Raw genomic sequence first — 26,993 nt, 5'->3', positions numbered from 1 at the left:
AGCGCTCAAAGTCGGAAGAAGTCCTAGTCTTATAGCTTCGTTACCACCACATCAATACGCCTATTCTGTTGCCGCCCCTCCTCAGTATCGTTCTCCGCGGCTGGTTTTTCAGCTCCAAACCCCCGTGTAGTAATCCGGTCAGGATCTATACCCGCCGACGTAAGGGCTGTACGCACAGCGTCGGCGCGGTCGAGCGAAAGCTTTTTGTTGGTTGTCGCGTTGCCCGTGTTATCTGTATGCCCCTGAATGTTAATCTGTAACGACGGGTAGGCTTTCATAATCTCGATGAGATCATTCACATTCGGTTTCGATGACGTAGTTATACGTGTCGAATTGGTCTCGAACGTCAGGTTTTCAAACGTGAACGTACGAGGCACCGGTCGGGTTTTGCCACCCAGAAATTGGGCTAAATTGGCGTTGAAGGTATTTCGGGCCACATTGATACGGCGTCCACCCGGCAGATCCAGTTGGCTTTTCTCTTCGTCGGAGGGCTCTGCGCCCAGGGGCCCGGTCGGCAACGTACCTGCGGGTGTACCATTAGCGGCCTCCACGTTAGCCCTCGTTGTAGCCGAGGTATCTTCCTGAGCATCTGACTCTGTTCGGGCTGTGGTATCAGTATAAACACCTTCAGTGCCGGATTGTGGTTGTCGACACTTTTGAACAATCAAAAACAGAATCAGCGCACCCACGGCAATCATGGCCCAACGCAGCCAGTTCACGTTTTGTCTTTCACGCTCAACCAACGGACTTCGTGGCAGGTCAGGGTTGGAGGGCGTACTCATAAACGTAGTTACTCCCTGAGCGTCGCCGGTATCGGGTACGCCCAGTTTATCGAAACCCAGCGAAGTACCCAGTCCGACTAATCCGGCTGGTATCCCCGCCCGAATGGGCGCTATTTGCCCCGCCACCAGCGTACTCAGGTTCACATCAGTCATACCACTTTCGAGTACCTGACGGCCCAGCATACCTTCCAGCACGGCCCCCACCAGGTTCATCAAACTCAGCGCCGACGTTCGGTTGACGTGACTGTGCCGGGCAATATCGGTGGCGACTCGGTCGGTTTGGTTAGGCAGTATCCGATCAATGAACCGGCCGCCCCCGGCAACAGCATCACCAATTTCGGCAGCACTATCGCTTACCTGTGAAATATCAAGGGGTGTTGCCGTCTGGGTATAGCTGATATTTTGCAAAAAATCAATGATTTCACTGGCATCAGACGCGTCCCGGGTACGCTGAGCCAAGCCACCAAGCACGATCGGAATAATCGACTTGATAGCCGCATCTGTGTTGGCAGGTGATTCGCCGAGCCGGGTGCCCAATTGGTCAACTACGGAAGGTGTAAATTGATCAGAAAGATAGGTAAGCAGATTTACAGCCATAATTCAGTTAGATAACGTGAGTGTAGGCTATCAACACGGAGAAAAGGGGGAATGTTGGTTTTTGTTAGGCTGCAGAACAGTCAACTACCCTCTTTCCCCGGCGCTGCTTACAACCGGTTTTGGCAACATTCAGCCAATAGCTCTGGCTATCAAATGGCCATACGGTTCATCGGAGATGATGGTTTGACGAACAAAATCGTCTACTTCAACCGGTTCATTCATGAGAACACGGGCGTTGAAGAAAGCCCAGAATACTTCGTCAGACGGATTATAACATTGTTGCAAACGAGCCAGATCCTGGATACTTGCTTTCAACGTTGAAGCCACATCGTGCTGGTTTTGTTGAGTAAACATAGCTGTATGATTTAGAGGGTAGCAGGTCATTAACGGGCTCATAGTGAGAAGGTTTATTAAAATTACGAATACGCCGAATTTTATCAGACTACGCTACTATCCAGTCTTTTTGGTGATTCACTACGCACCTGTCGGCCGTCAAAGGCGACTAACCGATCGCTGGAAATTTGTCGACTGAGCTTGTAGTAGGCAAAAACTACCTTTCTTTTACCACCGAAAACAAACTACTCATGATCAAGTCATCAGGCACACTCGTCTGCTTTTTTACAGTCCTTCTTCTTTTGGCTGTCACCACCAGCCCCTCAATCGCAAAACCTAGGCCAAAAAAACTGGTGAAGGTCTGGCAATCAGATTCCACCCTTCGCGTACCTGAATCGGCGCTGTACGACAGTGGCTCGGGCATCATTTACGTGTCGAATATCGATGGCAAGCCCGATGAACTCGACGGAAACGGATTTATCAGCCAAATGACCCTCGATGGTACAATCACTAATCTGCGCTGGGCAACGGGCCTCAACGCGCCCAAGGGCATGGCACTTTACCGGGGAAAACTCTACGTAACAGATGTGTACCGGCTGGTGGAAATCAACACGGCTACCGGACAGGTTGAGAACACCTATGATGCCATTGATCCGAAAAATTCATTCCTTAACGATGTAACAGTTACCAAAGACGGTACTATTTATGTGACGGATAATCGTTTCGACAAAATCTACCGGCTTAAAGAAGGTAATTGGAGCGTATTTATGTCGGGCGATCAACTTCAGAAACCCAACGGCATTCTAGCGGAAGGGAACAGTTCGTTGCTGATTGGCAGCACCAAAACCGGCGCTCTGCGTCGGCTCGATCTGGCTACTAAAACAATGACCACCCTGGCCGATGGAATGGGCAACACCGACGGTATTGCCGCTGACGGAACGGGCGGACACTTCGTCTCTGACTGGAACGGACAGGTATTCTATGTGGGTAAAGATGGCGTAAAACAAAACCTGCTCGATTCGCGGGCGGCCAAAATTAACGCAGCAGACATTTGGTATATTAAGCGTGGAAAGCTGTTGCTGGTACCAACGTTCATTAAAAACAGCTTGGTTGCCTATCGGGTAAAATAACACGAACTCGTTTCAACTCGCACTAAAAAGCCCGGTCTGCATACTGTAAACCGGGCTTTTTAGTGCGAGTTGAAACCGTATAAAAGGATGTTTTCTGTTTTTAACGAACTTTAATTTTCCCGGCATGCAACGTTGAGTCCCCGTTTTTTCATCTTTTGAGTAGTCTTGCCTGAGACTAGATTAACAAAATCGATAGCCCACTTTTGCAACCATTAAACCCGGCAATCCGGCCGTTCGTGTAAGATCAGGTACTATGCAGTACATAGTACCTTTGCTTTACAGCATCAATAACGGCAACAGCCTCCTTTCTCATGCGGTTACTCATTCTACTCATCGTCATAAGCTGCTTTACCATAACCCTGGCACAGGCTCAGCAACCTGTACGCGGCAGCATCACCGGTCAATGCCTGGATCAGACCGACAAGGCCCTTCCCTTCTCAACCATGCTGTTGCTGAAAGCAGGCGATTCAACCCTGGTAAAAGGTGCCATTGCCGACGCCGAAGGAACGTACCTGTTCGACAACATTGCCATCGGTACCTATCGACTGGCGGCGCAACAGGTGGGATATGCAAAAAGCTATTCCGCTCCTTTCGTCATCGATGCCGACCACCTGACAATCACAATGCCGGTGCTGAAACTCACGGAAGAGCAAAAGAAGCTAGCCGAAGTGACGGTTGTTGCCAAACGACCTTTCATTGAACAGCAAGTTGACCGTATGGTGGTAAACGTGGAAAACAGTGCGGTAGCGGCGGGCAATACGTTGCTGGAAGTCTTGGAAAAAGCACCGGGCGTTACCGTCGATCAGCAAAACGAAGAAATAAAAGTGCGGGGCAAAGGCGGCGTCATTGTTGAAATCGATGGCAAACGGTCGTACCTCTCCACGCAGGAACTGATGAACCTGCTTCGAAATACGCCGAGCGATAACGTGGAAAAGCTGGAGGTGATCACTAACCCTTCGGCTAAATATGACGCGGCCGGTAATTCAGGCATCATTAATATCCGCTTTAAAAAGAACAAGAATTTTGGCACTAACGGAACGATTACCCTGGGCGCGGGGCAAACCCTTCAGCCCAACGGTCGCGGTAGGGCATCAACCTCGCTGAACCTGAATCACCGCGAAGGAAAAGTCAATATGTTTGGCACCTATAGCTTCGGCCAATACAACAACTTCAACCGGAACGACATTTACCGCAGCATTCCGTTCAACGGAACCGTTACCTACTTCGATCAGCACAGCCGCCGATTCAGCAGCAGCCAAAACCATAATTTTAAGGTTGGCTCTGATTGGTCGGTTACCAAAAAAACCACGTTAGGCGTGCTGTTCAGCGGTTTTGCCGAATCCTGGGATCAGCCCAACTCGCAGAGCAACACCGATATTCTGGATGAGCAACTGGCTGTCACCCGCCGCTTCGCTACCAATGGCGTTGCCGCCAATAAACTGACTAACCTCAATTACAACCTCAACGCTAAGCACCTCTTCAACGAAAATGGCCGGGAGTTGAGCGCCGATGTTGACTATGTCACCTACGATGGCCGCTCGCGCAACGTCCTGGGCACCCAGTATTTTACCCCCGATAGAACGCCAACTGGTCAACCCGATTCGGTGCGTAACATCATGCCGTCGTCCATCAGCATTTTGGTTGGCAAACTCGATTATGCGCACCCGATTGGCAAGGGTAAAATGGAGGCCGGACTGAAAACAAGCCGCGTAGAGTCGGATAATAACCTGACGTTTGAAACGAAGTCAGACGTTTGGTCGGCTGACCTTACCCGGTCGAACCGGTTCATTTATACGGAAAGCATTTCGGCAGCCTATGTGAACTACAGCACCCAACTCAGCAAAAAAACACAGATTCAGACCGGTCTTCGGCTGGAACATACCAATTCAGTGGGCAACTCGGTTACGCTCAACGACGTGCGGGAACGTACCTACACTAACCTGTTTCCGAGCCTCTTCCTCACCCAACAACTTGACACCAATAACGCAGTTTCGTTCAACTACAGCCGCCGTATCGACCGTCCTAATTACCAGACACTGAACCCGTTCGTTTTCTTTCTCGACCCGTTCACTTACCAGCAGGGCAATCCGAATCTGCGGCCGCAGTTCACCAATTCAGTGCAGGTTACCCACACCTACAAACAGACGTTTATTACTACACTCGCCTACAGCCGCATCTCCGACGCCATTATCAGCGAAGTACCCCGCCAGATTCCGGCCGAGAATAAAACGTTCGTCACCAGCGAAAACATCGATCATCAGGATAACATCAACCTGACCATCAGCTTTCCGGTAAAGGTCACCAACTGGTGGCAGATGCAGACCAACCTGTCGGGCTTCTACAACAATTACAAAACGTTCTACAACGATCAGTTGCTCACCCTGCAACAAACCTCGTGGAACGTGTATACGAGCCAAAACCTGACGCTGAATAAGACCACGTCGATGGAAATAAGCGGATATTATAATGGAGCTGGCGTTTACGGATTTTACCGGTTCAGGCCACAGGGAGCGCTTTCAGTTGGTATTCAAAAGCAGCTATGGGAGAAAAAGGGACGCCTGAGCCTGAACATGAACGACCTGTTCTGGACTAACCGGTTCATTGGTGTCGCCCAGTTTCAGGACATCGACTTCTCGGTCAAATCATTCTGGCAAAGCCGCGTCATTCGGGCCTCCTTCACCTACCGATTTGGCAATCAGAACGTGAAAGCCGCCCGTCAGCGCAACACCGGTGCCGACGATCTGAAAACACGCATGCAATCGGGTAGCTAAAACAGACACCAATCCTGCTCTCGGGGAGCAGGCACCAATCTTTGATTAGTTTAGGTTAAGTAAACTAAAAAGCCAGTCCCACCATGAGGACTGGCTTTTTCATTGACTGATAATCAACGAACTATCAAAAATTGCATGCCTATTTTGTAGCATCACTCTACTGGATGCTTGGTAATTAATGACTGACCGTTGAAATCGTCAGATTTGGATGTTCGTAAGCAATACGAATAGGAAGCTTAGCGTTCAACGCATTCTCATTTAGAATACGAAGTCGATTCGTTGTTGGCAGGAACACATAGTCTTTTTCGACGTGCAATAGCTCATCGCCTGATATAACGCTTATGGTACGGATGTCAGTACCAATTGGTAAAGCTACCTCTCTGGCAGATGCTGTATTACCAGGTTGAATTAACAAAGTGAGCATCTGCTTACGTGGTTGCTCATTGTTAACGGCAAAATGCCTTGCTCTGAAGCGTAATGCAGTTTGTTGATCCGGCAACGAATCTCTTTCAGAAAAGGTGACAGACCCACCGAATGAGTACGTATGCCCACAATACAGAAAAGCAAACAGGATGGTGAATGAGCGCGCGTATTTCATAGTGGCATGAGAGGGTTTAGTCTTTTTGTAACGAATACACAGCAAGTGTTATTAGCTCCTTGTCTACATATTGTAGCTAATAGCCTACCCTATAGCTGCATAGTCCCAAATCGATTAAAAGCGCCAACGCCTCAATAAAGACTGGTTTTTCTATGCATTGGCGAACAAGTCGATTAAAAAGAATATATACTATATCAACTTAGAATAGTTGAGTGAACTTTGCAGGATACTGTATCACTCAACGCATGAAATCGATTTATGTCGCGCTCACCAGCCTATTCTGGCTGGTAATGATTTCTGGCTGTAAGCAGCCTGAGACTCCCAACCTCGGTATACTCACACCAACCCGCGACAATAACCTGGCCCTGGGAAACCCCTCGGGCGCAGGCACGTCGGATGTAAACAATTACCTTATCGACAAAGGAATGTTCGTAGTTGGCTACAATGCCGGTCGCAGCACGCCAAACTGGGTAAGCTGGCATCTATCGACCGCCTGGAAAGGGAGTGCAGCCCGGTATAGCGGCAATTTCATTCCCGAAACCAACCTGCCTGTCGGCGCCTATCAGGTACGTCATGCCGACTATACCAACTCCGGTTTCGACCGGGGGCATCTCTGTCCATCCGATGACCGTGATTCCACGGCTACTGAAAATCGAGTGACTTTTACCCTCTCGAACATTGTGCCACAGGCCCCGCGATTTAATCAGCAGAGTTGGCGATTGCTGGAAGACTACACCCGTTCATTGCTGGCAACAGGCAACGAGTGCTATATCATTGCAGGCAGTAGTGGACAGGGAGGAATCGGCAACAACGGAACCGCGTCGATGCTGTCTGATGGCCGATTAACCATTCCGGCTGCTCTGTGGAAAGTCATCGTAGTCTTACCCACAGGCAACAACGATCTGAATCGGATAAACGGCCAAACCCGCATTATTGCCGTATGGATGCCAAACACAAACGCCACCGGCGACGCGAAATGGTCGGACTATCGGGTGAGTATTGATCAGATCGAGCAGCGCACGGGATACAACCTGCTATCGAACGTACCCACCGCCATTCAACAGGTAATAGAAGCCACTGTTGATCAGACGGCGATTCAGTCTGTATACCTAACGGTGCAGTAACCAACCCAATGTGCCATCTTGTCAGCCCCGTTGGCTTTGGCAGTTGATTTGCGAGTACCTTTACAATCTGAATTAGCGAGAAATACGACCTGTTTGTATGGAAAATAAAGACATTGTGGACGAGTCTGTGTCACAACCTGACAACTCAACCGAGCCCATTACCACCGCAGACCATGAGGCCGAAGTAAATAACGGCGGCACGCCGGAAAATGAGACTGCCGACGAAACGCCTGAACCTGCTGAAGCGATTGGCTCTGAACTGGCGGTAATGAAAGATAAATACCTGCGTTTATATGCTGACTTTGAAAATTTCCGTCGGCGTACGGCAAAGGAGAAACTAGACCTTATCTCAACGGCAAGCGAAGGCTTGATGGTGAATCTGTTACCCGTTGTCGATGATTTTGAACGGGCCATGCAAGCGCTTGACTCCACCACCGACGTTGCCGCGGCCAAAGAAGGAATTAACCTCATTTACAGCAAATTCACGAAAGTGCTGGAGGGAAAAGGGCTTAAACCAATGGCCAGCAAAGGCGAAGTTTTCAATGCTGACCTGCACGAATCAGTAACCCAATTCCCGGCTCCCACCGAAGACCTAAAAGGCAAGGTGATCGACGAAATTGAAAAAGGATACCTCCTCAACGAAAAGGTAATCCGCTACGCAAAAGTGATTATAGGAGCATAGATCAATTAAGAGTTAAGAATTAAGAATTAAGAGCGGTCCGCCGCTGCGGTTAAGAGTTGCTCTGCTCAATTTCAATAGTCTTGACCAAAGGCGACTCTTAACCGCAGCGGCGAACCGCTCTTAATTCTTAACTCTTAATTCTTAATTTTTAAGAGATGGCAACGAAACGCGATTATTACGAGATTTTGGGGATCGATAAGAAAGCCTCAGCGGACGAGATTAAAAAGGCGTACCGCAAGATGGCGATCAAACATCACCCGGATAAAAACCCTGACGACCCTACCGCCGAAGAAAAATTCAAGGAGGCGGCGGAGGCCTACGATGTGCTGAGCGACGATAATAAACGGGCTCGGTACGATCAGTTTGGTCATGCCGGACTGGGAGGCGCAGCAGGCGGCGGCTACGGAGCCGGTGGTCAGTCGATGGACGATATTTTCAGTCAGTTTGGCGACATATTCGGTGATGAGTCTCCTTTCGGCTCGTTCTTCGGTGGTGGTCGTGGCGGCGGCGGTGGCCAGCAGCGGCAGCGCGTACGGCGCGGCTCTGACCTGCGCATCAAGCTGAAACTCGACCTTCAGGAAATTGCCAACGGCGTTGAGAAGAAAATTAAGGTAAAACGCCATGTAGCCTGCCAAACCTGTGGCGGCAACGGCTCTAAAAACGGGACGGCAGTACAAACCTGCCAAACCTGCCAGGGCTCGGGCCAAACCCGGAAGGTGGTGAACACCATGCTCGGGCAAATGGTCTCTACGGCGACCTGTTCTACCTGTAATGGAGAAGGCAAAATGGTAACAGACCGTTGCGACGTTTGCCACGGTGAAGGACGTGTTTTGCAGGAGGATGTTATTCCGATCAAAATTCCGGCGGGTGTAGCCGAAGGAATCCAGCTATCAGTTGGTGGTAAAGGGAACGTACCCCCCAGAGGCGGTGTGGCCGGCGACCTGCTGATTGTGGTTGAAGAAGAAGAAGACGAAGACCTAAAACGCGACGGTACCAACGTGGTCTTTGACCTGTACGTTAACTTCGTAGATGCAGCCCTGGGCACAAGCGTAGAGGTCCCCACCATTGACGGACGAGCCCGAATCACGCTGGAGGCTGGCACGCAAAGTGGTAAAATCCTCCGCCTGAAAGGAAAAGGCATTAAAGATTTGAACGGCTACGGACGTGGCGACCAGTTAATTCATGTCAACGTCTGGACACCTAAGATATTGAGCTCAGAAGAGCGGGCTATTCTCGAACGGCTACGTTCATCGCCCAACTTTTATCCCCGACCAAACAAAAGCGATAAAGGTTTCTTCGACAAAATGAAAGATTTCTTTCATGGTTGACCTATCTTTTCCAACTACATGGCCACTACTGGTCATGTAGTTGGAACATTAAATTAGGCACGGGCAGCCCTGACAAGGCAGTATCAAATGGGCAGGTACAACCGAAACGTAGCGCCCTGACCGGGCCGACCATCGGCCGTGATTACACCTCCATGATTTACGGCGACCTTATCGCAAATAGACAGGCCTATACCGGTTCCCGCATACTTAGCCTTGCTATGCAACCGCTGAAAAACCTGAAAAATGCGGCCGGCATATTTCTGATCAAACCCAATTCCGTTGTCTGATACAACAAGCTGATGATAAGCACTCGCCTGCCGGGCAGGCTTGATAGACTCTGGTAGTTGTGAGGCCGTAACCAAAGAGGAACGTATCTTAATTACAGGCGAATGATCTGGTTTTCGAAATTTAAGGGCGTTGCTAATCAGATTTTGGAACAACTGACCCAACTGCGACGCATCCCCCACTACCGTTGGTAAGTGGCCTACGTCTAATACAGCCCCCGTTTCCTGAATCACCATGTCCAGATCGCTGATAACCAGGTTAATTACCTCATTCAGCGAAACGGCACCCTGAGAGTCTTGCCAGATAGAGATTCGCGAAAAAGCCAGTAAATCCCGAATCAGTGTAGACATTCGACTTGCGGCCATATGCATCCGCTGAAGGTAGTCGACCCCTTCACCCAGTGCCTCGCCATACTGCTCGCTCAACAATCCACTAAACTGTTGAATTTTGCGTAGAGGTTCCTGCAAATCATGACTGGCGATGTAGGCAAACTGCTGCAGATTATCATTAGACCGACGCAACAAATCGGTCGATCCCACTAGCTCTTCGTTGGAGACCAGCAGTTCCTCATTAATTGAGGCTAGTTCTTCATTGGCCGCTTCCAGTTCTTCAGTGCGTTGCTGCACCTTTACTTCCAGTTCAGCCGAGAGCATACGGTATTGCATTTCACTCTGTGCCAGTTTTTGCCGGGTTTTCACTTCCTGACTTACGTCGACAGCCGTTTCCAGAATGGCGTATACGCTGCCATCCAGGTGTCGCAAGGGTTTGAACGTATAATCAAAATAATAAGTCTGTAACAAGCCATCCACATATAAGTCGGCCCGGCCTGCTTTGGCCGCATACGTTTCACCTGTTGTGAACAAATTATCGAGTAACGGCAGAAAATGCTGATCCTTCAGTTCGGGTAGTGCCTCTGCTAGCGGTTTACCGATAACCGATAGTCCTTTTCCCCATACATTGATCATGGCTTCATTGGCTACGTCGATGATCAGGTCGGGACCTACAAACAAACAGGTAGCCACGGGAGCCTCCTCGACTAATGACCGAAAACGGGCTTCACTTTCTTCAATTTTCTGTCGGCTCAACACCTGCTGCGTCACATCGGAGGCAACGACCAGTACGCCTCCTAACTCACCATTGAGTGCAAGCATAGGCTGATAGGTCATGTCTACGTAGATAGTCTCGGGCTTACCAAAACGAACCAGGTCCACTACCACCTCCTCGGCCAGATAGGGAGTACCGGTGCGGATTACCTCTCGAAGGAGAAGATCAAAGCCCTGACCCACCAACTCCGGCAATGCACTCAACAAAGGTTTGCCAATCAGTTCGTCGGGATTGCGACCCACCAATTGGCCATAAAAGTGATTGGCCATGGTGAACGTCAACTCAGGATCTTTAATGACGGCAATCGCAACCGGTGCCTGCTCAAACGAATCGAGCACCTGACGCTGAACATGTTCAAACTGCTGTTTCGCTACAATGGCCTCCGTAACATCCTGTACAATGCCACTGAACCGGATGATTTGGTTTTGACTATTCCGAATAGTTTTGCCCTTGGCCTCAATCCAGCGAATAGCTTCGTTGGGATGGAGCGTGCGAAAAATGACGTGGTGCTTTATGTCACTAGCAGGATTCAGCGCGGTTTTATTGGCCCGATCTACCCGCTCCCGATCGTCTGCATGTACCTGTTGTAGTAAAATTGACCCTGTTACTTGCGCATCAGCCGCCAGACCGAACAACTGCTTACAGACAACCGACCACTGGGAGTTTCCAGTAATCAGATCATAATCCCAGGTTCCAACGCCAGCTGCGTCCAGAGCAAAGGTTAAGCGCTCGTTTTCAGATATACTGTCTTGCTCGAAGGGCGTAGGTTTGCCACTCATGTATGACGCTCGTGTGGTGTGGTTGTGTTCTACTCAGTACTATGCAATCGTATAACTTATGTATCGGATCACTAGTTTAAAATGATTAAATGGTCGGCTCGTTATTGGGAGGTACTAGATAACAGACTCTGTAACACAACCCGGTCAACAACGTGTTTCCCGCTAAACGGGATGAGTTGTAGATGCGGAATATCATTAACCAGACGATGCAGGTATTGCTCAACGTCGGGGAGGTGGCTAATATAGTCATCATCAAGGCCATATACGTATTCTACCGACATGCCAGCTACTGTCTCTGGTCGCAGCACATCGCTTAGGCCGTTCGGGAAAAAGCCAGCCCAAAGTACCAGGCGTTTGGCCCGAAGCAACTCACTCTTTTCAAGCCATCGACAAACGGTTGAAGCCCCCTGCGAAAAGCCCATCAACGTTATCTCGAATCTATCGAGTGAACGGTCAGCCAGCACGGTGGCCAGCACCTGATCGAGGTACGCCACATAATCGACCACTTCATGATCACGCTCTTCGCGAGTAATCCAGGAGGCACCTACCTTACCGGCCTGTTGATCGGTATAGAAACGCGACAGGCCTTCCGGGGCAATGACAAGGGTTTCTTCATCGGCTACCACATCGAACCGGCGAATAAAGTGTTGGGCCAACTGACCGTACCCATGCAGCACCACCCAGACTCGGCGAGTCTTCTCCGATAACGTACCCAGCGTATAGTACCGTGCTGTACGCTGAACCGGTATGTGATGTTCTTCAATCATGCTTTCCGATCGAACCGCGACGATTGGCGATCCTGCTTTTAGTCTCGTAATACGTTTTATCAGCCACATACAGTGTCCGTTCAATCTGCGCGTGTACAACGCCATCGGCATCAAGCCACTCAAGCGGCAGCACGCGTTCGGTTTGCCCCTTGGCAGCCACATCGGCCCGAATACCGTCGATCAAATCGCTACTTAGAACGTACCGGGAATAGAGAGTTGATCGACCCGGTTTGCGGAAGCGAATGGTGGCAGCTTTGTCCCACACCACAAATTCGCGCCCTAGCACCTGATACAGCATGAGCATGTAAAACGGATCGGCGGCAGAAAACAGGCTCCCGCCAAAAATCGTCCCGACATAGTTATAGGTCCAGATGTTGCGGCGCAGGCGCAGGTGCACCTCCTGCCAATCGCTCGACCAGAATAGGATTTTGCCTCCTGTACCGAAATACATGGGGTACCAGTTCATGAAGGTTCTGAACCGCCAAGTTTTACCCGATTCGGTGCGGTCTGTTTGTAGAAACGCAGGTTTCATTAAGTGGTTATTTGTTGAGGTAGCTGACGAATAGCATCCGATACTACTGTCAGTCAACCAACAAATTTACCGGGTTAATCGCGCAATTACTTCCATGCATGCACGAGCATTGTGGTACGGGCACTTCCAGAAGCCGATTTTGTCTTCTGAAGTCATGGGCTGATAATCATCCAAAACGCCCCATTGCCACTCGCCACCCTGCTTATCAAGTAGGTGTTTCTGAATAAACTGCCAACTGGCTACAGAGTATTCGTAAAAAGCTTTGTCGCCTGTGAGTTGCCAGGCATTCAGGAAACCGATCATTGCTTCGGCACTGACCCACCACTCGCGATGAGTGTCATAGTGGTTCGTGGCCCGGTCTAGTTCATGAAACAGACTGCCATCGGGTTGAAGGCCTGCTGTTGTCGCTTTTGCCATAGATACTGCCAGTCGACGAAATTCGTCGATTAAGGCTTCATCGTGAAGTACTTCAGCGGCTTCAAGCAAGAGCCACGCGGCTTCAATGTCGTGACCGAAAGACACCAGATTGGCCGTGGGTTGCCAGTCTTCACTGAAGAAAAGACGCATCTGCTGCGTTTCCGGATCGAGAATGTGGGTTTGGAACGTACCCAGCAGCGCGCGGATCTGCGTAGCTAACCCGGCATCGGGCCAGGCTCGGTACAGGTTCGCGTAGCCTTCCAGAATATGAAGGTGGGTATTCATCGTTTTGGGGTCGTTCCGGTCTTTTTCGCTGAGCCGCAGATCCGTCAGCCACTCACCTTCCCTGCTGAACGCTTCTAAGTACCCACCCCGCTCTGCGTCGAAACTGTGTGTTTCAATCCAGCGATACAACCCCTGACTGATTGACAGTGCGTCTGGTTCACCTGTAAGCTGGTAGTATTCGCTCAGGCCATAAATCCCGAACGCCAGCGCGTAAATCTGCTTGCGCGTACTCAGCGGTTCGCCTTCCGGTGAAACTGACCAATATACACCCCCGTGTTCCTGATCAATAAAATGGGTAATAAAATACCCAAACGCCCGATCGGCAACGGCCCGGTATTCAGGGTTTCTTCCATGCCGGGCCGCCGCCGAAAATGTCCAGAGTATACGGGCGTTGAGAACGGCTCCTTTAGGGGCATTCGAATCAACCTGCCCGTCTCCGGTCAGCCGCCCAATAAAGCCACCCCGTTCATGATCGAGGCTATTGGTCAACCAGAACGACAGAATTGACGTCAGTTCTGAAGCCATTTCCTGTTTGTATTGAGCGGGGTCGAGGCGGGTCATCGGGTTTATTTTTAGTACATCATATTACTCGCTACACCCCCTTCAACCTGCTGACACGCTTTATTTTTATCAATCAAAGCATTCAGACGTTCAACGGAAGCAGCTGAGCGGAACCCATCGGCAGGTGTGTTTACTACGTAATCGAGCAGTTGATCGAGGGTTGAAGTAGCTACGTGCATGCGAGTGTCTGACGAGGCGTAGTAGATAAAAACGGTACCATCATCATCCAGAATCCATCCGTTGGCGAAGGTTACGTTCGAGACATCACCAACGCGCTCTTCGCCTTCCGGGGCAATGAAATAGCCCGCTGGTTTGTGCGTCACCCGGGTCAAATCGGCTAAATCAGTCAGAAACAGATAGAGCACATACCGCAGGCCAGCGGCGGTATTGCGCACACCGTGGGCCAGGTGCAGCCAGCCTATCTCCGTTTTGATCGGTGCCGGTCCCTGTCCATTTTTTACTTCATAAACGGTGTGGTAGTGCTTCTCATCAACGATAAACTCCTTCTCGATGACCGCATTTTCCATCGAATCAGCATAGCCAAAGCCGATGCCGCCGCCAGTGCCCGCTTCGATGAAGCCATCCTGCGGACGAGTGTAAAACGCATACTTTCCATCAACAAATTCGGGATGAAGCACCACGTTCCGTTGTTGCGGCGAGGGCGTTTTCAGATCGGGCAGCCGTTCCCAGGTTAGCATATCGCGGGTGCGGGCCAGCCCACATTGCGCCAGCGCCGACGATTCGTCACCAGGTTTGGCGTTGGGGTCTTTGCGCTCGGTACAGAACAGGCCATATAGCCAGCCGTCTTCATGTTGCACCACCCGCATATCATACACATTGCCGTCGGGTAGGTCGGTTTCGGGCATAGTAATGGGCCGATCCCAGAACCGAAAATTATCCACGCCATTTGGACTTTCGGCCACGGCGAAAAACGATTTCCGGTCCATACCTTCCACGCGTGTGACCAGCAGGTATTTGCCATTGAGTTTAATGGCTCCGGCGTTGAAAGCGGCGTTAATACCAAACCGCTCCATTAAGTAGGGGTTCGTTTCGGGATTCAGATCATACCGCCAAAACAGAGGGGCGTGCTCTGCCGTAAGCACCGGGTACGTGTACCGATCATAAATCCCGTTGCCAAGTGGCCGCTTAGCATTGCCGCGGTTGATCAACTCAAAATGGGCCTCTTCCAACAGGGCAAGACGTTTTTGGAAAACAGAATTCATAGGTTGTTGACCTTACCCCCAACCCCTCTCCGTTAGAGAGGGGAGCCACTTCCGAGTAGCTCCGCCACCTGGCATCGCCTTTTGTGTGGTACACCCCCCTCCTTAACGGGGAGGGGCTGGGGGTGGGGTAGTTTAATGAGTGAATACTACTTTTTTAACAACTTCGGGGGCATCGGTTGGCAGGTTATTCCACCATGTACGTTTCAGGATGATGATGCAAACGGCCAGAATACCAACCGTTACCGTTAGTTCTGCATACATTCTGATGACCAGATACATCGGCAACATGGTCAGACAACATTGGGCAATAATGCCGATAACCACGTTGAACATATCGAGCCGGAAGTTTTTGTTTCCCTCGAACGATGGATCTTCGGCCACCACTTTATCGTGGATTGGCCCCCAGAAACCCCATGGGCGAATGGTTTTGTAGAATGACTTCAGCGTGTCTTCGCTGGTGGCGGGCGTTAGTAATGAACCCGCGATACAACCCGCCAGCGACAGGCCGAAAAGCACCGGGAAATAATACAGTTCCAGCGTTTCTTTAAATATCGACGGTAGAATAAGCGCAGGAACGATACCGGCGAGCATCCCCCAGAAAAAGCCACTTGCGTTGAATCGCCACCAATGCCATTTCAGCACGTTGGCGGCAACGTACCCGCCATACAACGCCGACACGATCCATTGCAAAATGCTATTCACATCTTTGGCGAAGAAACCCATCAGAATACCCACACCTGCCACCAGCAAACCAGACCCGTAATTCATCGTTGAAATACGACTGTTCGACGCCTCTGGCTCGACGTATTTGAGGTAAATATCATTCACCATGTAGGCCTGCGCGGCATTGAGTGTACCGGCAAACGTACCCATGAAGGCAGCCAGTAATCCCGCCAGCAGCAGACCCATCAGGCCTGCCGGCACGAACTGAAGAATGGCTGAGGGGAGAATTTTCTCAAAATCGATACCAGTTGCTGACCGAAGGTCGAGCTGATCGTAATGTAGTAGGGCCAGCACGGTAAAACCCATGATCATAGCGTAGCGAACCGGAAGTAACACGATCGACACGAAACCGCTCATTTTGGCGGCATCCTGCGGCGATTTAGTTGAGAGTACTTTCTGCATGTCGTAGTTTGGCGCCGGGCCGGCCAAACTGGCCAGAATGCCTTTAAAAACCATCATCATGAAGAAAATACCAAACAGCGAATAGCCATCCGATTTAATTTTAGCATTCACTTCATCAATCATACCGGTCCAGTCGAGGTCGTTCAGTTCCCAACTGAAAAAGGGCGTATACCACCCTTGGGGTACTGTCAGCGCCTGTGTACTCAGGTTGTTCATGGCAATCCAGGCGATTACCACGGCGGCAATACTCATGATCACGTATTTCAGCACGTCGCCGATTACAATACTGGTCATACCGCCTAAAATAGCATAAAACACAGCTACGGCCGTGAAAATGACACCGTAAAAATGGGGTACATACTCGGCCGGAATAGTGAAGGGAACGTAGGCCGAAATACTGCTGTAAGGAATGAATATCTCGACAAACTTCCCGAGGCCAACAAAGCCGTAGGCCAGAAAACCAAGGCAGCTTAGGAGCGCAAACACTACCACAATCGTATGCGAGGCCATCACGCCTTTCCCTGTGGTGCCAAACCGCGTGCCGATCCATTCGGCACCGGTGGTAACATTGGATCGACGAAGCCAGACCGACAGGTACATCATCATGAAAATCTGGTTAAATACCGGCCAGAGCCAGGGTATCCAGAGGCTTTTCATGCCGTAGACAAACGCGAGTGACACCATCCACATCGTGCCCGAAATGTCGAACATATCAGAAGCGTTCGACAGGCCGAGCATGTACCAGGGTAGCGTTTTGCCTCCCAGCATGTAGGCTTCCTTGTCTTTGGAAGCCCGTTTTTTCAGTACTAAGCCCATCACAATAACGGCAACCAGATAGGCGACGATAATGCAGATATCGAGGGCAGAGAGTTTCACAGATCAGAGGGTTTTAAGGGAGTAGAGATATTGGATGTCGGCTGTCGGATATCCGATTTATAGGCCGGTTACCCCGATGCATGCGAGCAACAAAACTAGGAATGACAGCACCCTGGTGCATAGTACATTTTTATCTTTAAGTCGACCAAAAAAGCGTTATCAATATAATAGTCAACCTTTTTTTCAGGTCTGATTCTTATTTTACAGTATTTTTTTCGCTCACAGCTATACTATTCCTTTTGCATAGACGTCAAATCGATATAATAGTTATAATACTTTTTTAACAACTCAATACGTCTATATTTACTTTCTTTGCTCCTCTAGCACTTCCAGTCACCCTAATATGATGAGTACGATATACCGTGAAATTACCCCACTCACTCAGAACGACTGCTTTACCCTTTTTCACCGAACGGATAAAGTATTTGATTTTCCATTGCACAATCACGATGAGTACGAGCTCAATTTCCTGGCCAATACGAAGGGGGTGAAACGAATCATGGGCGATCATACGGCGCTGACCGACGACCTTGATCTGGTCTTGGTGGGTAGTAACCTCCCCCACGGCTGGTTCGACCCAACTAAAAGTTGTACGGGCGTTCGGGAGGTAACAATTCAGTTTCACCGAAACCTGTTTGATGAGAAATTTCTGAGGCGCAATCAGCTTAGCTTTATACGGGCTCTGCTGGATCGGTCGGCAAAGGGGATACTTTTTTCGCAGGAAACAGCCGCCACCATTCGTCCAAGACTAGAGGCGTTGACGCAGAAAAACGGCTTTGATTCGGTGCTGGAACTGATGTCGATCCTGCATGACCTGTCTACATCGCGCAATATGCGGACGCTGTCGAACACGGCCTTCACCAACGAACAGATAAACTACAATAGCCGCCGGATTGAAAAAGCGTTTGCCTTCATGCACGAAAGCTATGACAAGGACATAGCCCTGGCCGATGTAGCTAATCTGGTGAATATGAGCGAGGTGTCGTTTAGCCGGTTTATCAAGAAACGGACAGGGAAAACGTTTATCGAGAGCCTGAACGAGATCCGGCTGGGTCAGGCCTCACGCTTGCTAATCGACACTACGAATACGATTACGGAGGTTGCCTATAAATGTGGGTTCAACAACATCTCCTATTTCAACCGGGTATTCCGCAGCAAAAATGGATGTACCCCCCGCGAGTTTCGCCAGAATTATTCAGGCACACGGGTATTTATTTGAGTTTGATATTATAAGCCACACATCGCTTTTTTTGCTCCAGATAGCCATTTATTGGATAGAAAGCTGGTTACGGACCTACTTATCCTCCAATAGCGAAAGCAGCGCATCTAATTCTGAATCTGAAATGGAATCCCGATCAGCTTTGTCGTAGATGAATGATAGAGTTATATGCTCATCTATAATTTTGACATAAGTAATCACTTGGGCACCGCCCGACTTTCCCGTTCGTTTTGAACTGATCTTGAGTCTAACCTTGTAAAAATTACCACCAAGTGATTGACCTGACACAGGATTATCGATCAGTTCATTGGCTAAACGTACTAAATCAGCTTTAAGAGAGGGGTATTTTTTAGCCAATCGTTTCACCTGTTTATCAAAGATTGACAGTGTGAAAATCTTATAACTCATCAAGCAGATTAGCTAGTGGTCTGGCTTGTTTGGTTCCTTTCTCTATAGCGCTGAGTTCCTGAATCGCTTCTTTCAATTCAGCAATAAGTTGTCCTTGTGTAGGTTCTTCAACCTCAAGTTTTGCTAAATCGGCATAACGCTTCTTTAGCTGTTTCCAATCTTGCAACGGAATGAAAACGCCGGTAGGATTCCCTTTACTATCGTGGATTACCTGTAGACTCATCTATTATAGCTTTTCTCAAATATCGACAATATTGACAAAGTCAGCAAAAATTAATTCTCGGATTTCATCTTGAGAAACGGCGTATATGCATGAGCCTGTAATGTGGTCTGAGTCTACCCAGATAGAATACGCATTACAGGCTCAGCTAAACAATATAGTGGGAAAACTACACTAACTTGTCTTTCAAGAACTTAGTGGTGCGTTCCCAGGCTAGCTTGGCGGCGGCTTCATTGTAGCGGGTTGGGGCCGTGTCGTTGTTAAAAGCGTGTTGGGCTCCTTCGTAGATGTACAATTCGTAGGGCACATTGGCGGCTTTCAAAGCAGCTTCGTAGGCCGGAATGCCCGCGTTGACGCGCTCATCCAGCCCACCGTAATGCAATTGAACAGCGGCTTTGATTTTGGGTACGTCGGCGGCTTCGGGCTGGCGGCCGTAGAACGGTACCGCCGCTTTCAGATCGGGGGCATGAATAGCCAGTTGGTTCGACATGGCACCACCCCAGCAGAAACCCACACAACCTACTTTTCCGGTACTGTCTGGATGTGATTTGAGGTATTCAACTGCCTTTACAAAATTGTTGCGGGTGACGGTGGCATCCAGTTTACCAAACAGTTCCCTCATTTTGGTCTCATCGGTTGGCGTTCCTCCAGCCGCCGACAGCGCATCGGGAGCTACGGCTAGAAAACCAGCCAACGCCAGCCGACGGGTTACGTCTTCGATGTGTGGATTCAGCCCCCTGTTTTCGTGAATGACTACCACTGCCGGGTACTTGCCCGCCGCTGCCGGACGAGCCAGATAGCCTTTCATAGTGGTGTCGGCACCGGGGTACGTGATCGACTCAGTTTTGATCCGATCATCGTGCTGCGGAACGGTTGCCGCTTCGGCATAATTGACTTCCAGTAAGGGCAAAACGGTCATGGCCGCCGCCATGCTACCCGTTAGTTTAGCCAAACGTTTCAAGAAATCGTCGCGTTTGAGCGGCTTGTGCGTGTATTCGTCGAATAGATTGATGATGCGCTGATCCATAGCGGGTCCCGGTTAGTTTTTCAGTAAAGAAGTTGTGACTGGCAATGTACTCAGTGGCAACGAAATAGATGCGTTGACAGTCTTTTAGTTGCCGGGTTTCCATCGTAGTCGAGCCACGATACCGTCCATGGTGCTGACCAGTACCTCGTTATTCGCCAGAGGCCATACCCGGTTTAGCATGGCGTTGGAAAGCTTATGCGCCCAAGCTACCTGCCGCTTTTGCCGGTCAACAACGTAGAGCACACCGTCATCTGTAGGTACGTAGATGGTGTTGCCCTGCTCGGTGACGGGTGACGGACTGATTTCGTAGCCGTATTTACAGTTCACGAACCACTCAACCTTCGGTGAATCACTCCGGGTCGACAGCGCCCATAGCGTGTCGTTCATGCATTTGACGTACATCAGCAACTGATCGGCCGATAATCCGCTGGATTCAAAGCCTTTGAACTGGTTCGATTTCCAGATTTCAGCGCCTGTTTTGGCATCGAGCGCCGTGACGGTTCGGTCGGGCGTTTGCAGGAACAAGCGGCCGTTGGTGAGTAATGGCGTACCGGCGGCAGGCGAAAAATTGCGACCCTTTCCGTTGGTCCACGTCCAGGCTAGTTGGCCGGTCTTTTTGGTCAGGGCGTAAAAAGTCGACCCCCACGAGCCAACGTACACCCGTTCTTTATCGACCACCGGCACCGATTCAACGAACTCCTTAACACCGGTGAACGTCCACTTCTCGGATCCGTTTTTAAGCGACAACGCCCGGAACGTACCTGACGAACTACCGATAAACACGGTATTCCCGTCGATCAGTGGGCTGGCAACAACAGGGCCACCTGTGATTACTTTCCAGAGCAAAGTACCTGTCTTTTTGTCGAGACAATAGATTGCCCCATCGGTCGAGGCAACGACCACCCGGTTTTTCTGCATGGCGGGCGTTGAATACACTTTACCCCGCGTACCAAACCGCCAGTTTACCGTGCCGTCGAGGAGGTTCAACGCCACAATTTGCCCGTTGGTGTTTGGGTAAATAGCCTGTTTTTTGTCGGCGACCATGCCCGCTCCAACGTCACTGCTGTCCTGCTTTTGCCACACAGCTTTGGCCCCGGCAAATTGCTCGTTAATGGCGTAGGAAGGCCGGTCGGTCTGGGTGCTTTTACCATCGGCTTTACTGAACTGATGATTTTTGAGCACAATGGTTCGCCAAGGTGCGGCCGTTTTGCCCTCCTCAGCCCCTACGGCAGGCCTTCTGACGGCGAAATACATAGAGTCGTTGCGCATCGTGACGAGGTTGTACCCACCGACTGCATCTTTTGCCCGCAGATTGGACCGGCCCATTGTTGCCGGAATACCCTCGAAATCCATGGCTTTATTGGCGTGACCATGTCCACAGAAAGCAGCCTGTATGTTTGTCTTTTTCAGTTCATCGATAAGCAGATACCAGTTTGCCAGTCCGGGGTCGAGCGGGTAGTGGTTCATGAAAATAACCGGCTTGTCTGACCCCGCCAGTTTGGCCACTTCGTCCCGAAGCCACAGCACATCTTCCCTCGCCACTAGTCCCGGCGACATTCGCATATTGGGTCCACTGCCACAGCCTATGAATCGGTATTTGCCTGCATCGAACACAAACCGCTCGGCACCAAACACTTTCCGAAAGCTATTGCAGCCATTCTCCGACCATTTTGTGTCGTGGTTACCGGGAAAAATGTACCATTTCAGGGTCAGTTTGTCGATGATCTGTTTAGCGGCCAGAAATTCGGTTTCGCTGCCGAAATCCGTCACATCGCCCGTAAATACCACAAAGTCGAGGTCGGCGGCCATGGCGTTGATGTCGGCCACGGTACGGCGCAAGTCTTCGGCCGCCGTTTCGGGAGCGCCCACATGGGTATCGGTCACAAAGGCAAAGCGGATGGGTTTCTCGGGAGAAGTTGACTGAGCGATGGCCGACAGGCCACTCCACAGCAACAGGACAAGCAGGATGAGTCGTTTTTTCATTTCGTTGCAAATAGGCTCTCAAAGATGGTGGATCTCGCGCGGGTTTTCAGCAGAAATCCAGCAGCGAGTTTGTCAATCGAATCACGAATAGCCATATTTGGTAACAACAACACTCACGATGATGAAAAACAATCTTCTTGTAGGTCTGATAAGCGGCTTATTCCTTTTTGGGTGCAATTCAGAGCCTGCGCCCGATCCGGCGCTGTATGACAGATTCCACGGCAAGTATCAAGTAGTAAGTTCAATCAGCAACGAGGCCATTGACGTCAATCTTGACGGAAAGACCTCAGTTGATCTGCTACAGGAAATTCCGACGCTTATTGATTCTGATTTATTGATCCTTGTGAGTAACGACTCGGGCACCCGGTTGCTGTCTGACTTTCTGATCGTTCAAGCCTGGCCTGAACAGTATTTTTGGCCGGATGGCCGTAATCAGGCCTGGAACGGAGAACCCGTCGCTTACGATCACAGAATGACTATCAATTATGCCATTCAGGGATCAACCCGGACCTTTTCATTTTCACCCGATTATATGACCATAATTGTTAACCCCAGCACCAATGATGATCAGTCAGTACACTGGAAAAGGCCCGAATCAGTGATGGTAGAGGGTACAAACACGATCCGCGTCATCAATAAGAGAATAATTTACACCTCATCGGGCACGAAGGAAGTACTCATTACGACCAACTATAAGCGTTACACAAAAACTACATAACATCAACCCAACTCTATGCGCCTTTTCTTCCTGATTCTCGTCCTGCTCCCGTTTGCCACAAACGCTCAACACACCCGAAATGGCGACCCGTTTGCGCATACCTTCTCGATTGTAGCTCGCGATGAAAAAACGGGCGATCTGGCCGTTGGGGTGCAAAGTCACTGGTTTTCGGTAGGTACGTCGGTGTCGTGGGGCGAGGCGGGCGTTGGCGTGGTGGCTACGCAGTCGTTTACCAACAAATCATTTGGGATCAGGGGATTGCAACTTTTAAAAGCAGGCAAAACCGCGCAGGAAGCCCTCGACGAATTGCTCCGCACCGACGAAGGTCGCGAAGTGCGGCAGGTAGCTATCGCCGACGCGAAAGGCAATGTAGCCGTGCATACCGGCAACAAGTGCATCGATTTTGCCGGGCACAAAAAGGGCACCAACTACTCGGTGCAGGCCAATATGATGCTCAATAACACGGTGCCCGATGTTATGGCCGCGGCTTTCGAGAAAAACAGCACCCTGCCCCTTCCCGAACGAGTACTGACTGCGCTAACTGCCGCACAGGCCGCAGGCGGCGACATTCGTGGTCGACAGTCGGCGGTTTTGCTGGTGGTAAAAGGCAAAGCGTCGGATGCACCCTGGGACGATAACCATCTGGTAGACCTTCGGGTAGACGATGCAGCCCAACCCCTGCCCGAACTGGCTCGTCTGCTGCGTACCCACCGCGCTTACGAGTACATGAACAACGGCGATCTGGCCACGGAGAAAAACGACATGAAAGCCGCTATGGAGCAATATGGCGCTGCCATGAAACTCTTCCCCAAGAATCTGGAAATGCAATACTGGACGGCAATTGCCCTGGCTAACACCAAACAGGTGCCCAAGGCGGTCGGCATGCTGCGAGGCATCTACGCGCAGGACAGTAACTGGCGCGAACTCACCCGCCGATTACCTAAAGTGGGACTACTGACGGTGACTGACGCAGAGCTGGCGCAGTTGATCAAGTAAGTTCAATGTCTAATGTTCAAAGTCTAACGTTGCGCTGCGGGGTAGTGATTTAACCCTGGCAGCGCAACGTTGGACTTTGAACATTAGACATTGAACCCAAAAAAATCACCTCCCCATCCAGCCGCCGTCGACAGTTAACACGGTGCCGTGAACGTACTTACCAGCCTCTGACGCCAGGAAGACAACCGGCCCTTTGAAATCGGCGGTTTCACCCCAACGGGCAGCCGGGATGCGCGACAGAATGGACGCGCTACGATCCGGATCAGCGCGGAGGGCTTCGGTGTTATCCGTTGAAATATAGCCCGGTGCAATGGCATTCACATTGACGCCTTTAGATGCCCATTCGTTGGCAAACGCCTTCACCATGCTGCCAATTGCCCCTTTGCTGGCGGCGTAGCCAGGTACGTTGATACCGCCCTGGAACGTCAGCAGCGACGCCGTGAAAATCACCTTACCACTCCCCTGCTCGATCATGCGTTTTCCGATTTCGCGGGTAAGAATAAACGGCGCATTCTGGTTTACTTCGATCACCTCATCCCAATAGGCATCGGTATGTTCAGCGGCGGGCTGACGAAGGATGGTACCCGCGTTGTTGACCAGGATATCGATTACCGGATGATCGGCTTTTACTTGTTCGATGAATGCGTAGAGGGATTCGCGCTGACCGAAATTGGCTTTGTAGGCATAAAAACGGCGTCCCAGTGCCTCGACGGCCTTACCTACGGCGCTGCCCTCAGCGGGCAGATTAGCCGAAACGCCAATGATGTCGGCCCCGGCTTCGGCCAATGCCTCGGCCATAGCTTGCCCAATACCCCGATTGCAACCTGTTACTAAGGCAATTTTACCGGCTAATGAAAATGTGTTAAGTACGTTGGTCATTCTGAACGAAAAATAAACGAATGAATGGATTGTGTTTTAGGGTAAACAGGCTGACTACCAGTTTTACCCGTTTCCTGGCTTTGTTTCGAAGAGTCGGTGCACCAGCGGCACGAATGTACGGACAACCGGCTTTCCTGGCTGTCATCAACGTACCTACCTAGGCAGGGCTTTCATCTGAAAACCAGTTATGCCAAAAATTGCTTTCGCCTGGCCCTTCGACAGGCTCAGGGTGACAACCTAACTCAAGTTCATCATGAACATCTGGATGTGAGTTGTCACCCTGAGCCTGTCGAAGGGCCAGGCGAAAGCAATTTTTGATGCTAAAGATGAACGCCACACATTAATGAGAAAGCCCTGCCTACTTGGGCCACTGCGCAAGTGGCAAGACGGGCGTTGAGCTGACCTGCCCCCCTTTTTCAGGCATCAGTACTACCGTAATCGCTGATTTTGACTTAGCTGGCAGCACCACCTCGAAACCCAGCAATGTGGTTCCCTTATTCTGGTTTTCGTAGGTACGTGATGGCATAGTTGGCCAGGTTTTCATAGTTACGTTGGCCGGTTCCTGCACCTGAAGAATCAGTTTTTTACCGTCTTTGGTCAGTTCAACCCGGTTATTACCGAGTATGGTCACTGTTGCCGGGGTGGCCATTGTCCAACGCACGGTTGCTTCTTTTTCCCCAGTTTCCAGTTCATCACGAACCACAACCTGCGACTTGTTTATGATGGCAATACCCCGATTGGCTTTGGCTAACTGATCGCTGTAGATGGAGGTCAGGTCAGTGGTGACGTTCATAAACTGCGGTTTGTCTGACGAAGACGTAATCGACGAAAAGCCCTTCACTTGCTGTAATTGGCCGTTGATGGTCAGTGTGTTGTGAACGAAATTATTATACCGAAAGACGGTCCAGCGTTCAGAGTCCTGGGTCATACCCCATAGTTTTACGCCGTTCACTTCCAGCGGATTATATTCTTCCATGCCCAAATCCATAGCCCAGCGTACGCCGTCGGCATCCATCACAAACGAGCCAACATCCATGTGGCCGTGATTGACACTCGGCGAACCGGTTTTCACGCCAACGTAGATCGCGGCCGGGTCGGTCCAGGACGAACGCATCATCGCTACCGGGTTTCGACCGGTGCCTACCCATAGCTGCTCGCGGGGCGGGTCGATTTTGCTGAGCGATACCCCTGAACCCCAGATCATAACCGCCGGAAAGATTCGGTTTTTAACGTGTTTGGTCATGGGTACGTTCGTCAGTTGTCGACGCTCTTCAAGCAGCAGTGAATACTCGTTCAGCCGGTTGGCAAACCAGAACATAGCCGGTTGCAATTCACTGTTTCCGCCCGAATCAGAGTAGTTGAACGGAATACCAGTCGGGCCGGTCATGTTCTCCATAAACGACGCCGTTTTCATGAAGCCGGGAAGGGCCGACAGACCAAAATCGGTTCCGAATGCTTTTTCGACAGCGCTGATCAACAGCACGTTAAAGCTTGTTCCGTAACCCCAGTAGCTGTATCCTTCCTGGTAAGCTCCCGTTGGATTGTAGTCACCCATGGGTAGTTTCACCGTCGTGATCGCCCGATTGATCAGGCTACGGGCCAGTTCGGGCTGGTCTTCGTAAATGGCCAGCGCGCCGAAAGCAATGCCCGCGTTACAGACCTGATTCCAATTGTGGGTAGCTTTTAGCCAGCCGTTATTTTTTGCCAGCAGCGATGGCTCCAGCCCCTTTTTCAGAATGGCTTTGCGAATGACAGCCCGCGACGATTCAGGCAGTTCACTATGCAGCCAGTCGTATCCGATCGCAACAGCCATGGTCATTTCGGCCACATCGAGGAAATGTGATGGGTTCCAGTCACTGAATGCCGATACGGTCAGCAGCTCCTGTTCGCCCCGTTTCAGGTACGTTGGCTGGCGGGTGAGGCGATAGGCATACCCCAGGGTAAACAACCGACGAAGCGCCTCGCGCGATACGCTCAGTAACCGCCGGCCAGTCACAATTCGCTCAAGCACCGGGGTTTTGCCAATTGCGTCTGCCTCATTGATTATTGCCTGGTGTGCGCTGGCCCAGGTTTGGTCAGCTTTCATGGTTTTCTGAATAGCTAGCTCCTCGCCTTTCAACAGCAAAAGGCGTGGGTGATCAGGTATAGTTGTCGTGGCTGTTATGTGGTTTTCCTGAGCAACGGCGATTGTTACGCAGGCCAGAAAGAGAAATAGGAAAATTGGTTTCAGGTGGCTCATTTTCA

At 50.6% G+C, this 26,993-nt stretch carries 23 protein-coding genes; 8 read left to right on the top strand and 15 right to left on the bottom strand.

The genetic code is table 11. The features are described from left to right. Window positions 1-29: 29 nt before the first annotated feature. Entirely contained in the window at window positions 30-1,379 is a 1,350-nt protein-coding gene (locus ACAW87_RS04950) for an OmpA family protein (RefSeq protein WP_370722050.1), read from the bottom strand. 129 nt (window positions 1,380-1,508) lie between these two features. Then, window positions 1,509-1,733, bottom strand: coding sequence for a hypothetical protein (locus ACAW87_RS04945; protein ID WP_370722049.1), 225 nt, complete (start codon window positions 1,731-1,733; stop codon window positions 1,509-1,511). 230 nt (window positions 1,734-1,963) lie between these two features. Here ACAW87_RS04945 and ACAW87_RS04940 point away from each other — a divergent pair, with 230 nt between their 5' ends. Together ACAW87_RS04940 and ACAW87_RS04935 are read left to right on the top strand one after the other, a co-directional pair. Next, a complete protein-coding gene (locus ACAW87_RS04940) occupies window positions 1,964-2,842 on the top strand; it encodes an SMP-30/gluconolactonase/LRE family protein (RefSeq protein WP_370722048.1) in 879 nt (292 codons plus the stop codon). 311 nt (window positions 2,843-3,153) lie between these two features. Continuing rightward, complete coding sequence (locus ACAW87_RS04935; RefSeq protein ID WP_370722047.1) at window positions 3,154-5,613, top strand: outer membrane beta-barrel protein; 2,460 nt, start codon at window positions 3,154-3,156, stop codon at window positions 5,611-5,613. Between the two features lie 175 nt (window positions 5,614-5,788). On the opposite strand, the gene ACAW87_RS04930 is transcribed toward ACAW87_RS04935, so the two are convergent. Further along, on the bottom strand, window positions 5,789-6,211 hold the full coding sequence (locus ACAW87_RS04930) for a hypothetical protein (RefSeq protein WP_370722046.1): 423 nt from the start codon (window positions 6,209-6,211) through the stop codon (window positions 5,789-5,791). A 245-nt stretch (window positions 6,212-6,456) separates the two neighbouring features. Between ACAW87_RS04930 and ACAW87_RS04925 the strand changes: the two genes are divergently transcribed. The 3 genes from ACAW87_RS04925 to dnaJ all read left to right on the top strand — a co-directional run bounded on the left by ACAW87_RS04925 (window position 6,457) and on the right by dnaJ (window position 9,345). Then, window positions 6,457-7,335 (top strand): DNA/RNA non-specific endonuclease, encoded by an 879-nt coding sequence (locus ACAW87_RS04925; protein ID WP_370722045.1) that lies wholly within the window; start codon window positions 6,457-6,459, stop codon window positions 7,333-7,335. A gap of 97 nt (window positions 7,336-7,432) precedes the next feature. Beyond that, the gene (locus ACAW87_RS04920; protein ID WP_370722044.1) at window positions 7,433-8,017 is read left to right on the top strand and encodes a nucleotide exchange factor GrpE; all 585 of its coding nucleotides are present in this window, start codon (window positions 7,433-7,435) and stop codon (window positions 8,015-8,017) included. 155 nt (window positions 8,018-8,172) lie between these two features. Beyond that, on the top strand, window positions 8,173-9,345 hold the full coding sequence (dnaJ, locus tag ACAW87_RS04915) for a molecular chaperone DnaJ (protein ID WP_370722043.1): 1,173 nt from the start codon (window positions 8,173-8,175) through the stop codon (window positions 9,343-9,345). An 83-nt stretch (window positions 9,346-9,428) separates the two neighbouring features. Here dnaJ and ACAW87_RS04910 read toward each other — a convergent pair whose 3' ends face one another. From ACAW87_RS04910 to ACAW87_RS04885, 6 genes are all read right to left on the bottom strand, one after another. Continuing rightward, window positions 9,429-11,513 (bottom strand): PAS domain-containing sensor histidine kinase, encoded by a 2,085-nt coding sequence (locus tag ACAW87_RS04910; RefSeq protein WP_370722042.1) that lies wholly within the window; start codon window positions 11,511-11,513, stop codon window positions 9,429-9,431. Between the two features lie 101 nt (window positions 11,514-11,614). Beyond that, complete coding sequence (locus tag ACAW87_RS04905; protein ID WP_370722041.1) at window positions 11,615-12,280, bottom strand: alpha/beta hydrolase; 666 nt, start codon at window positions 12,278-12,280, stop codon at window positions 11,615-11,617. After that, window positions 12,273-12,812, bottom strand: coding sequence for a DUF4442 domain-containing protein (locus ACAW87_RS04900; RefSeq protein ID WP_370722040.1), 540 nt, complete (start codon window positions 12,810-12,812; stop codon window positions 12,273-12,275). Before ACAW87_RS04900 ends, ACAW87_RS04905 begins: the two co-directional genes overlap by 8 nt. A 66-nt stretch (window positions 12,813-12,878) precedes the next feature. After that, the gene (locus tag ACAW87_RS04895) at window positions 12,879-14,075 is read right to left on the bottom strand and encodes an AGE family epimerase/isomerase (protein ID WP_370722039.1); all 1,197 of its coding nucleotides are present in this window, start codon (window positions 14,073-14,075) and stop codon (window positions 12,879-12,881) included. Window positions 14,076-14,086: 11 nt separating this feature from the next. Further along, a complete protein-coding gene (locus ACAW87_RS04890; protein WP_370722038.1) occupies window positions 14,087-15,298 on the bottom strand; it encodes a glycoside hydrolase family 130 protein in 1,212 nt (403 codons plus the stop codon). 132 nt (window positions 15,299-15,430) lie between these two features. Further along, a complete protein-coding gene (locus tag ACAW87_RS04885; protein ID WP_370722037.1) occupies window positions 15,431-17,299 on the bottom strand; it encodes a sodium:solute symporter family protein in 1,869 nt (622 codons plus the stop codon). 343 nt (window positions 17,300-17,642) lie between these two features. Between ACAW87_RS04885 and ACAW87_RS04880 the strand changes: the two genes are divergently transcribed. Further along, on the top strand, window positions 17,643-18,518 hold the full coding sequence (locus tag ACAW87_RS04880; RefSeq protein ID WP_370722036.1) for an AraC family transcriptional regulator: 876 nt from the start codon (window positions 17,643-17,645) through the stop codon (window positions 18,516-18,518). Window positions 18,519-18,593: 75 nt separating this feature from the next. Here the strand turns inward: ACAW87_RS04880 and ACAW87_RS04875 are convergent, their stop codons facing one another. The 4 genes from ACAW87_RS04875 to ACAW87_RS04860 all read right to left on the bottom strand — a co-directional run bounded on the left by ACAW87_RS04875 (window position 18,594) and on the right by ACAW87_RS04860 (window position 22,156). Then, complete coding sequence (locus tag ACAW87_RS04875; RefSeq protein ID WP_370722035.1) at window positions 18,594-18,926, bottom strand: type II toxin-antitoxin system RelE/ParE family toxin; 333 nt, start codon at window positions 18,924-18,926, stop codon at window positions 18,594-18,596. After that, window positions 18,916-19,149: a hypothetical protein gene (locus ACAW87_RS04870; protein WP_370722034.1), complete on the bottom strand. Its 234-nt coding sequence runs from the start codon at window positions 19,147-19,149 to the stop codon at window positions 18,916-18,918. Before ACAW87_RS04870 ends, ACAW87_RS04875 begins: the two co-directional genes overlap by 11 nt. 166 nt (window positions 19,150-19,315) lie before the next feature. Continuing rightward, a complete protein-coding gene (locus ACAW87_RS04865) occupies window positions 19,316-20,173 on the bottom strand; it encodes a dienelactone hydrolase family protein (protein ID WP_370722033.1) in 858 nt (285 codons plus the stop codon). 84 nt (window positions 20,174-20,257) lie between these two features. After that, complete coding sequence (locus ACAW87_RS04860) at window positions 20,258-22,156, bottom strand: outer membrane protein assembly factor BamB family protein (protein ID WP_370722032.1); 1,899 nt, start codon at window positions 22,154-22,156, stop codon at window positions 20,258-20,260. A gap of 118 nt (window positions 22,157-22,274) precedes the next feature. Here ACAW87_RS04860 and ACAW87_RS04855 point away from each other — a divergent pair, with 118 nt between their 5' ends. Together ACAW87_RS04855 and ACAW87_RS04850 are read left to right on the top strand one after the other, a co-directional pair. Then, window positions 22,275-22,874 carry a hypothetical protein gene (locus tag ACAW87_RS04855; protein ID WP_370722031.1) on the top strand — a complete coding sequence of 200 codons (600 nt, stop codon included), beginning with the start codon at window positions 22,275-22,277 and terminating at the stop codon, window positions 22,872-22,874. A 15-nt stretch (window positions 22,875-22,889) separates the two neighbouring features. Beyond that, window positions 22,890-23,870 carry a DUF1028 domain-containing protein gene (locus ACAW87_RS04850; RefSeq protein ID WP_370722030.1) on the top strand — a complete coding sequence of 327 codons (981 nt, stop codon included), beginning with the start codon at window positions 22,890-22,892 and terminating at the stop codon, window positions 23,868-23,870. Between the two features lie 105 nt (window positions 23,871-23,975). Here the strand turns inward: ACAW87_RS04850 and ACAW87_RS04845 are convergent, their stop codons facing one another. Together ACAW87_RS04845 and ACAW87_RS04840 are read right to left on the bottom strand one after the other, a co-directional pair. Beyond that, complete coding sequence (locus tag ACAW87_RS04845; protein ID WP_370722029.1) at window positions 23,976-24,749, bottom strand: SDR family NAD(P)-dependent oxidoreductase; 774 nt, start codon at window positions 24,747-24,749, stop codon at window positions 23,976-23,978. Between the two features lie 358 nt (window positions 24,750-25,107). Beyond that, window positions 25,108-26,988 (bottom strand): heparinase II/III domain-containing protein, encoded by a 1,881-nt coding sequence (locus tag ACAW87_RS04840; protein WP_370722028.1) that lies wholly within the window; start codon window positions 26,986-26,988, stop codon window positions 25,108-25,110. Window positions 26,989-26,993: the final 5 nt, after the last annotated feature.

It is taken from the genome of Fibrella aquatica (genome assembly GCF_041321135.1).
In the GTDB taxonomy this organism is placed as follows: domain Bacteria; phylum Bacteroidota; class Bacteroidia; order Cytophagales; family Spirosomataceae; genus Fibrella; species Fibrella aquatica.
Note: the sequence above shows the minus strand (reverse complement) of the source record. Positions and strands in the feature narration are given on the sequence as shown.

What these genes read in the sequence shown, in the direction of transcription:
- ACAW87_RS04925 (WP_370722045.1), top strand. Translation starts at nt 6,457, where the DNA reads ATGAAATCGATTTATGTCGCGCTCACCAGCCTATTCTGGCTGGTAATG.
- ACAW87_RS04855 (WP_370722031.1), top strand. Translation starts at nt 22,275, where the DNA reads ATGATGAAAAACAATCTTCTTGTAGGTCTGATAAGCGGCTTATTCCTT.
- ACAW87_RS04860 (WP_370722032.1), bottom strand. Translation starts at nt 22,156, where the DNA reads ATGAAAAAACGACTCATCCTGCTTGTCCTGTTGCTGTGGAGTGGCCTG.
- ACAW87_RS04890 (WP_370722038.1), bottom strand. Translation starts at nt 15,298, where the DNA reads ATGAATTCTGTTTTCCAAAAACGTCTTGCCCTGTTGGAAGAGGCCCAT.
- ACAW87_RS04900 (WP_370722040.1), bottom strand. Translation starts at nt 12,812, where the DNA reads ATGAAACCTGCGTTTCTACAAACAGACCGCACCGAATCGGGTAAAACT.
- ACAW87_RS04875 (WP_370722035.1), bottom strand. Translation starts at nt 18,926, where the DNA reads ATGAGTTATAAGATTTTCACACTGTCAATCTTTGATAAACAGGTGAAA.
- ACAW87_RS04945 (WP_370722049.1), bottom strand. Translation starts at nt 1,733, where the DNA reads ATGTTTACTCAACAAAACCAGCACGATGTGGCTTCAACGTTGAAAGCA.
- ACAW87_RS04865 (WP_370722033.1), bottom strand. Translation starts at nt 20,173, where the DNA reads ATGGATCAGCGCATCATCAATCTATTCGACGAATACACGCACAAGCCG.
- ACAW87_RS04845 (WP_370722029.1), bottom strand. Translation starts at nt 24,749, where the DNA reads ATGACCAACGTACTTAACACATTTTCATTAGCCGGTAAAATTGCCTTA.
- dnaJ (WP_370722043.1), top strand. Translation starts at nt 8,173, where the DNA reads ATGGCAACGAAACGCGATTATTACGAGATTTTGGGGATCGATAAGAAA.
- ACAW87_RS04880 (WP_370722036.1), top strand. Translation starts at nt 17,643, where the DNA reads ATGATGAGTACGATATACCGTGAAATTACCCCACTCACTCAGAACGAC.
- ACAW87_RS04895 (WP_370722039.1), bottom strand. Translation starts at nt 14,075, where the DNA reads ATGACCCGCCTCGACCCCGCTCAATACAAACAGGAAATGGCTTCAGAA.
- ACAW87_RS04850 (WP_370722030.1), top strand. Translation starts at nt 22,890, where the DNA reads ATGCGCCTTTTCTTCCTGATTCTCGTCCTGCTCCCGTTTGCCACAAAC.
- ACAW87_RS04840 (WP_370722028.1), bottom strand. Translation starts at nt 26,988, where the DNA reads ATGAGCCACCTGAAACCAATTTTCCTATTTCTCTTTCTGGCCTGCGTA.
- ACAW87_RS04920 (WP_370722044.1), top strand. Translation starts at nt 7,433, where the DNA reads ATGGAAAATAAAGACATTGTGGACGAGTCTGTGTCACAACCTGACAAC.
- ACAW87_RS04930 (WP_370722046.1), bottom strand. Translation starts at nt 6,211, where the DNA reads ATGAAATACGCGCGCTCATTCACCATCCTGTTTGCTTTTCTGTATTGT.
- ACAW87_RS04870 (WP_370722034.1), bottom strand. Translation starts at nt 19,149, where the DNA reads ATGAGTCTACAGGTAATCCACGATAGTAAAGGGAATCCTACCGGCGTT.
- ACAW87_RS04940 (WP_370722048.1), top strand. Translation starts at nt 1,964, where the DNA reads ATGATCAAGTCATCAGGCACACTCGTCTGCTTTTTTACAGTCCTTCTT.
- ACAW87_RS04905 (WP_370722041.1), bottom strand. Translation starts at nt 12,280, where the DNA reads ATGATTGAAGAACATCACATACCGGTTCAGCGTACAGCACGGTACTAT.
- ACAW87_RS04935 (WP_370722047.1), top strand. Translation starts at nt 3,154, where the DNA reads ATGCGGTTACTCATTCTACTCATCGTCATAAGCTGCTTTACCATAACC.
- ACAW87_RS04950 (WP_370722050.1), bottom strand. Translation starts at nt 1,379, where the DNA reads ATGGCTGTAAATCTGCTTACCTATCTTTCTGATCAATTTACACCTTCC.
- ACAW87_RS04910 (WP_370722042.1), bottom strand. Translation starts at nt 11,513, where the DNA reads ATGAGTGGCAAACCTACGCCCTTCGAGCAAGACAGTATATCTGAAAAC.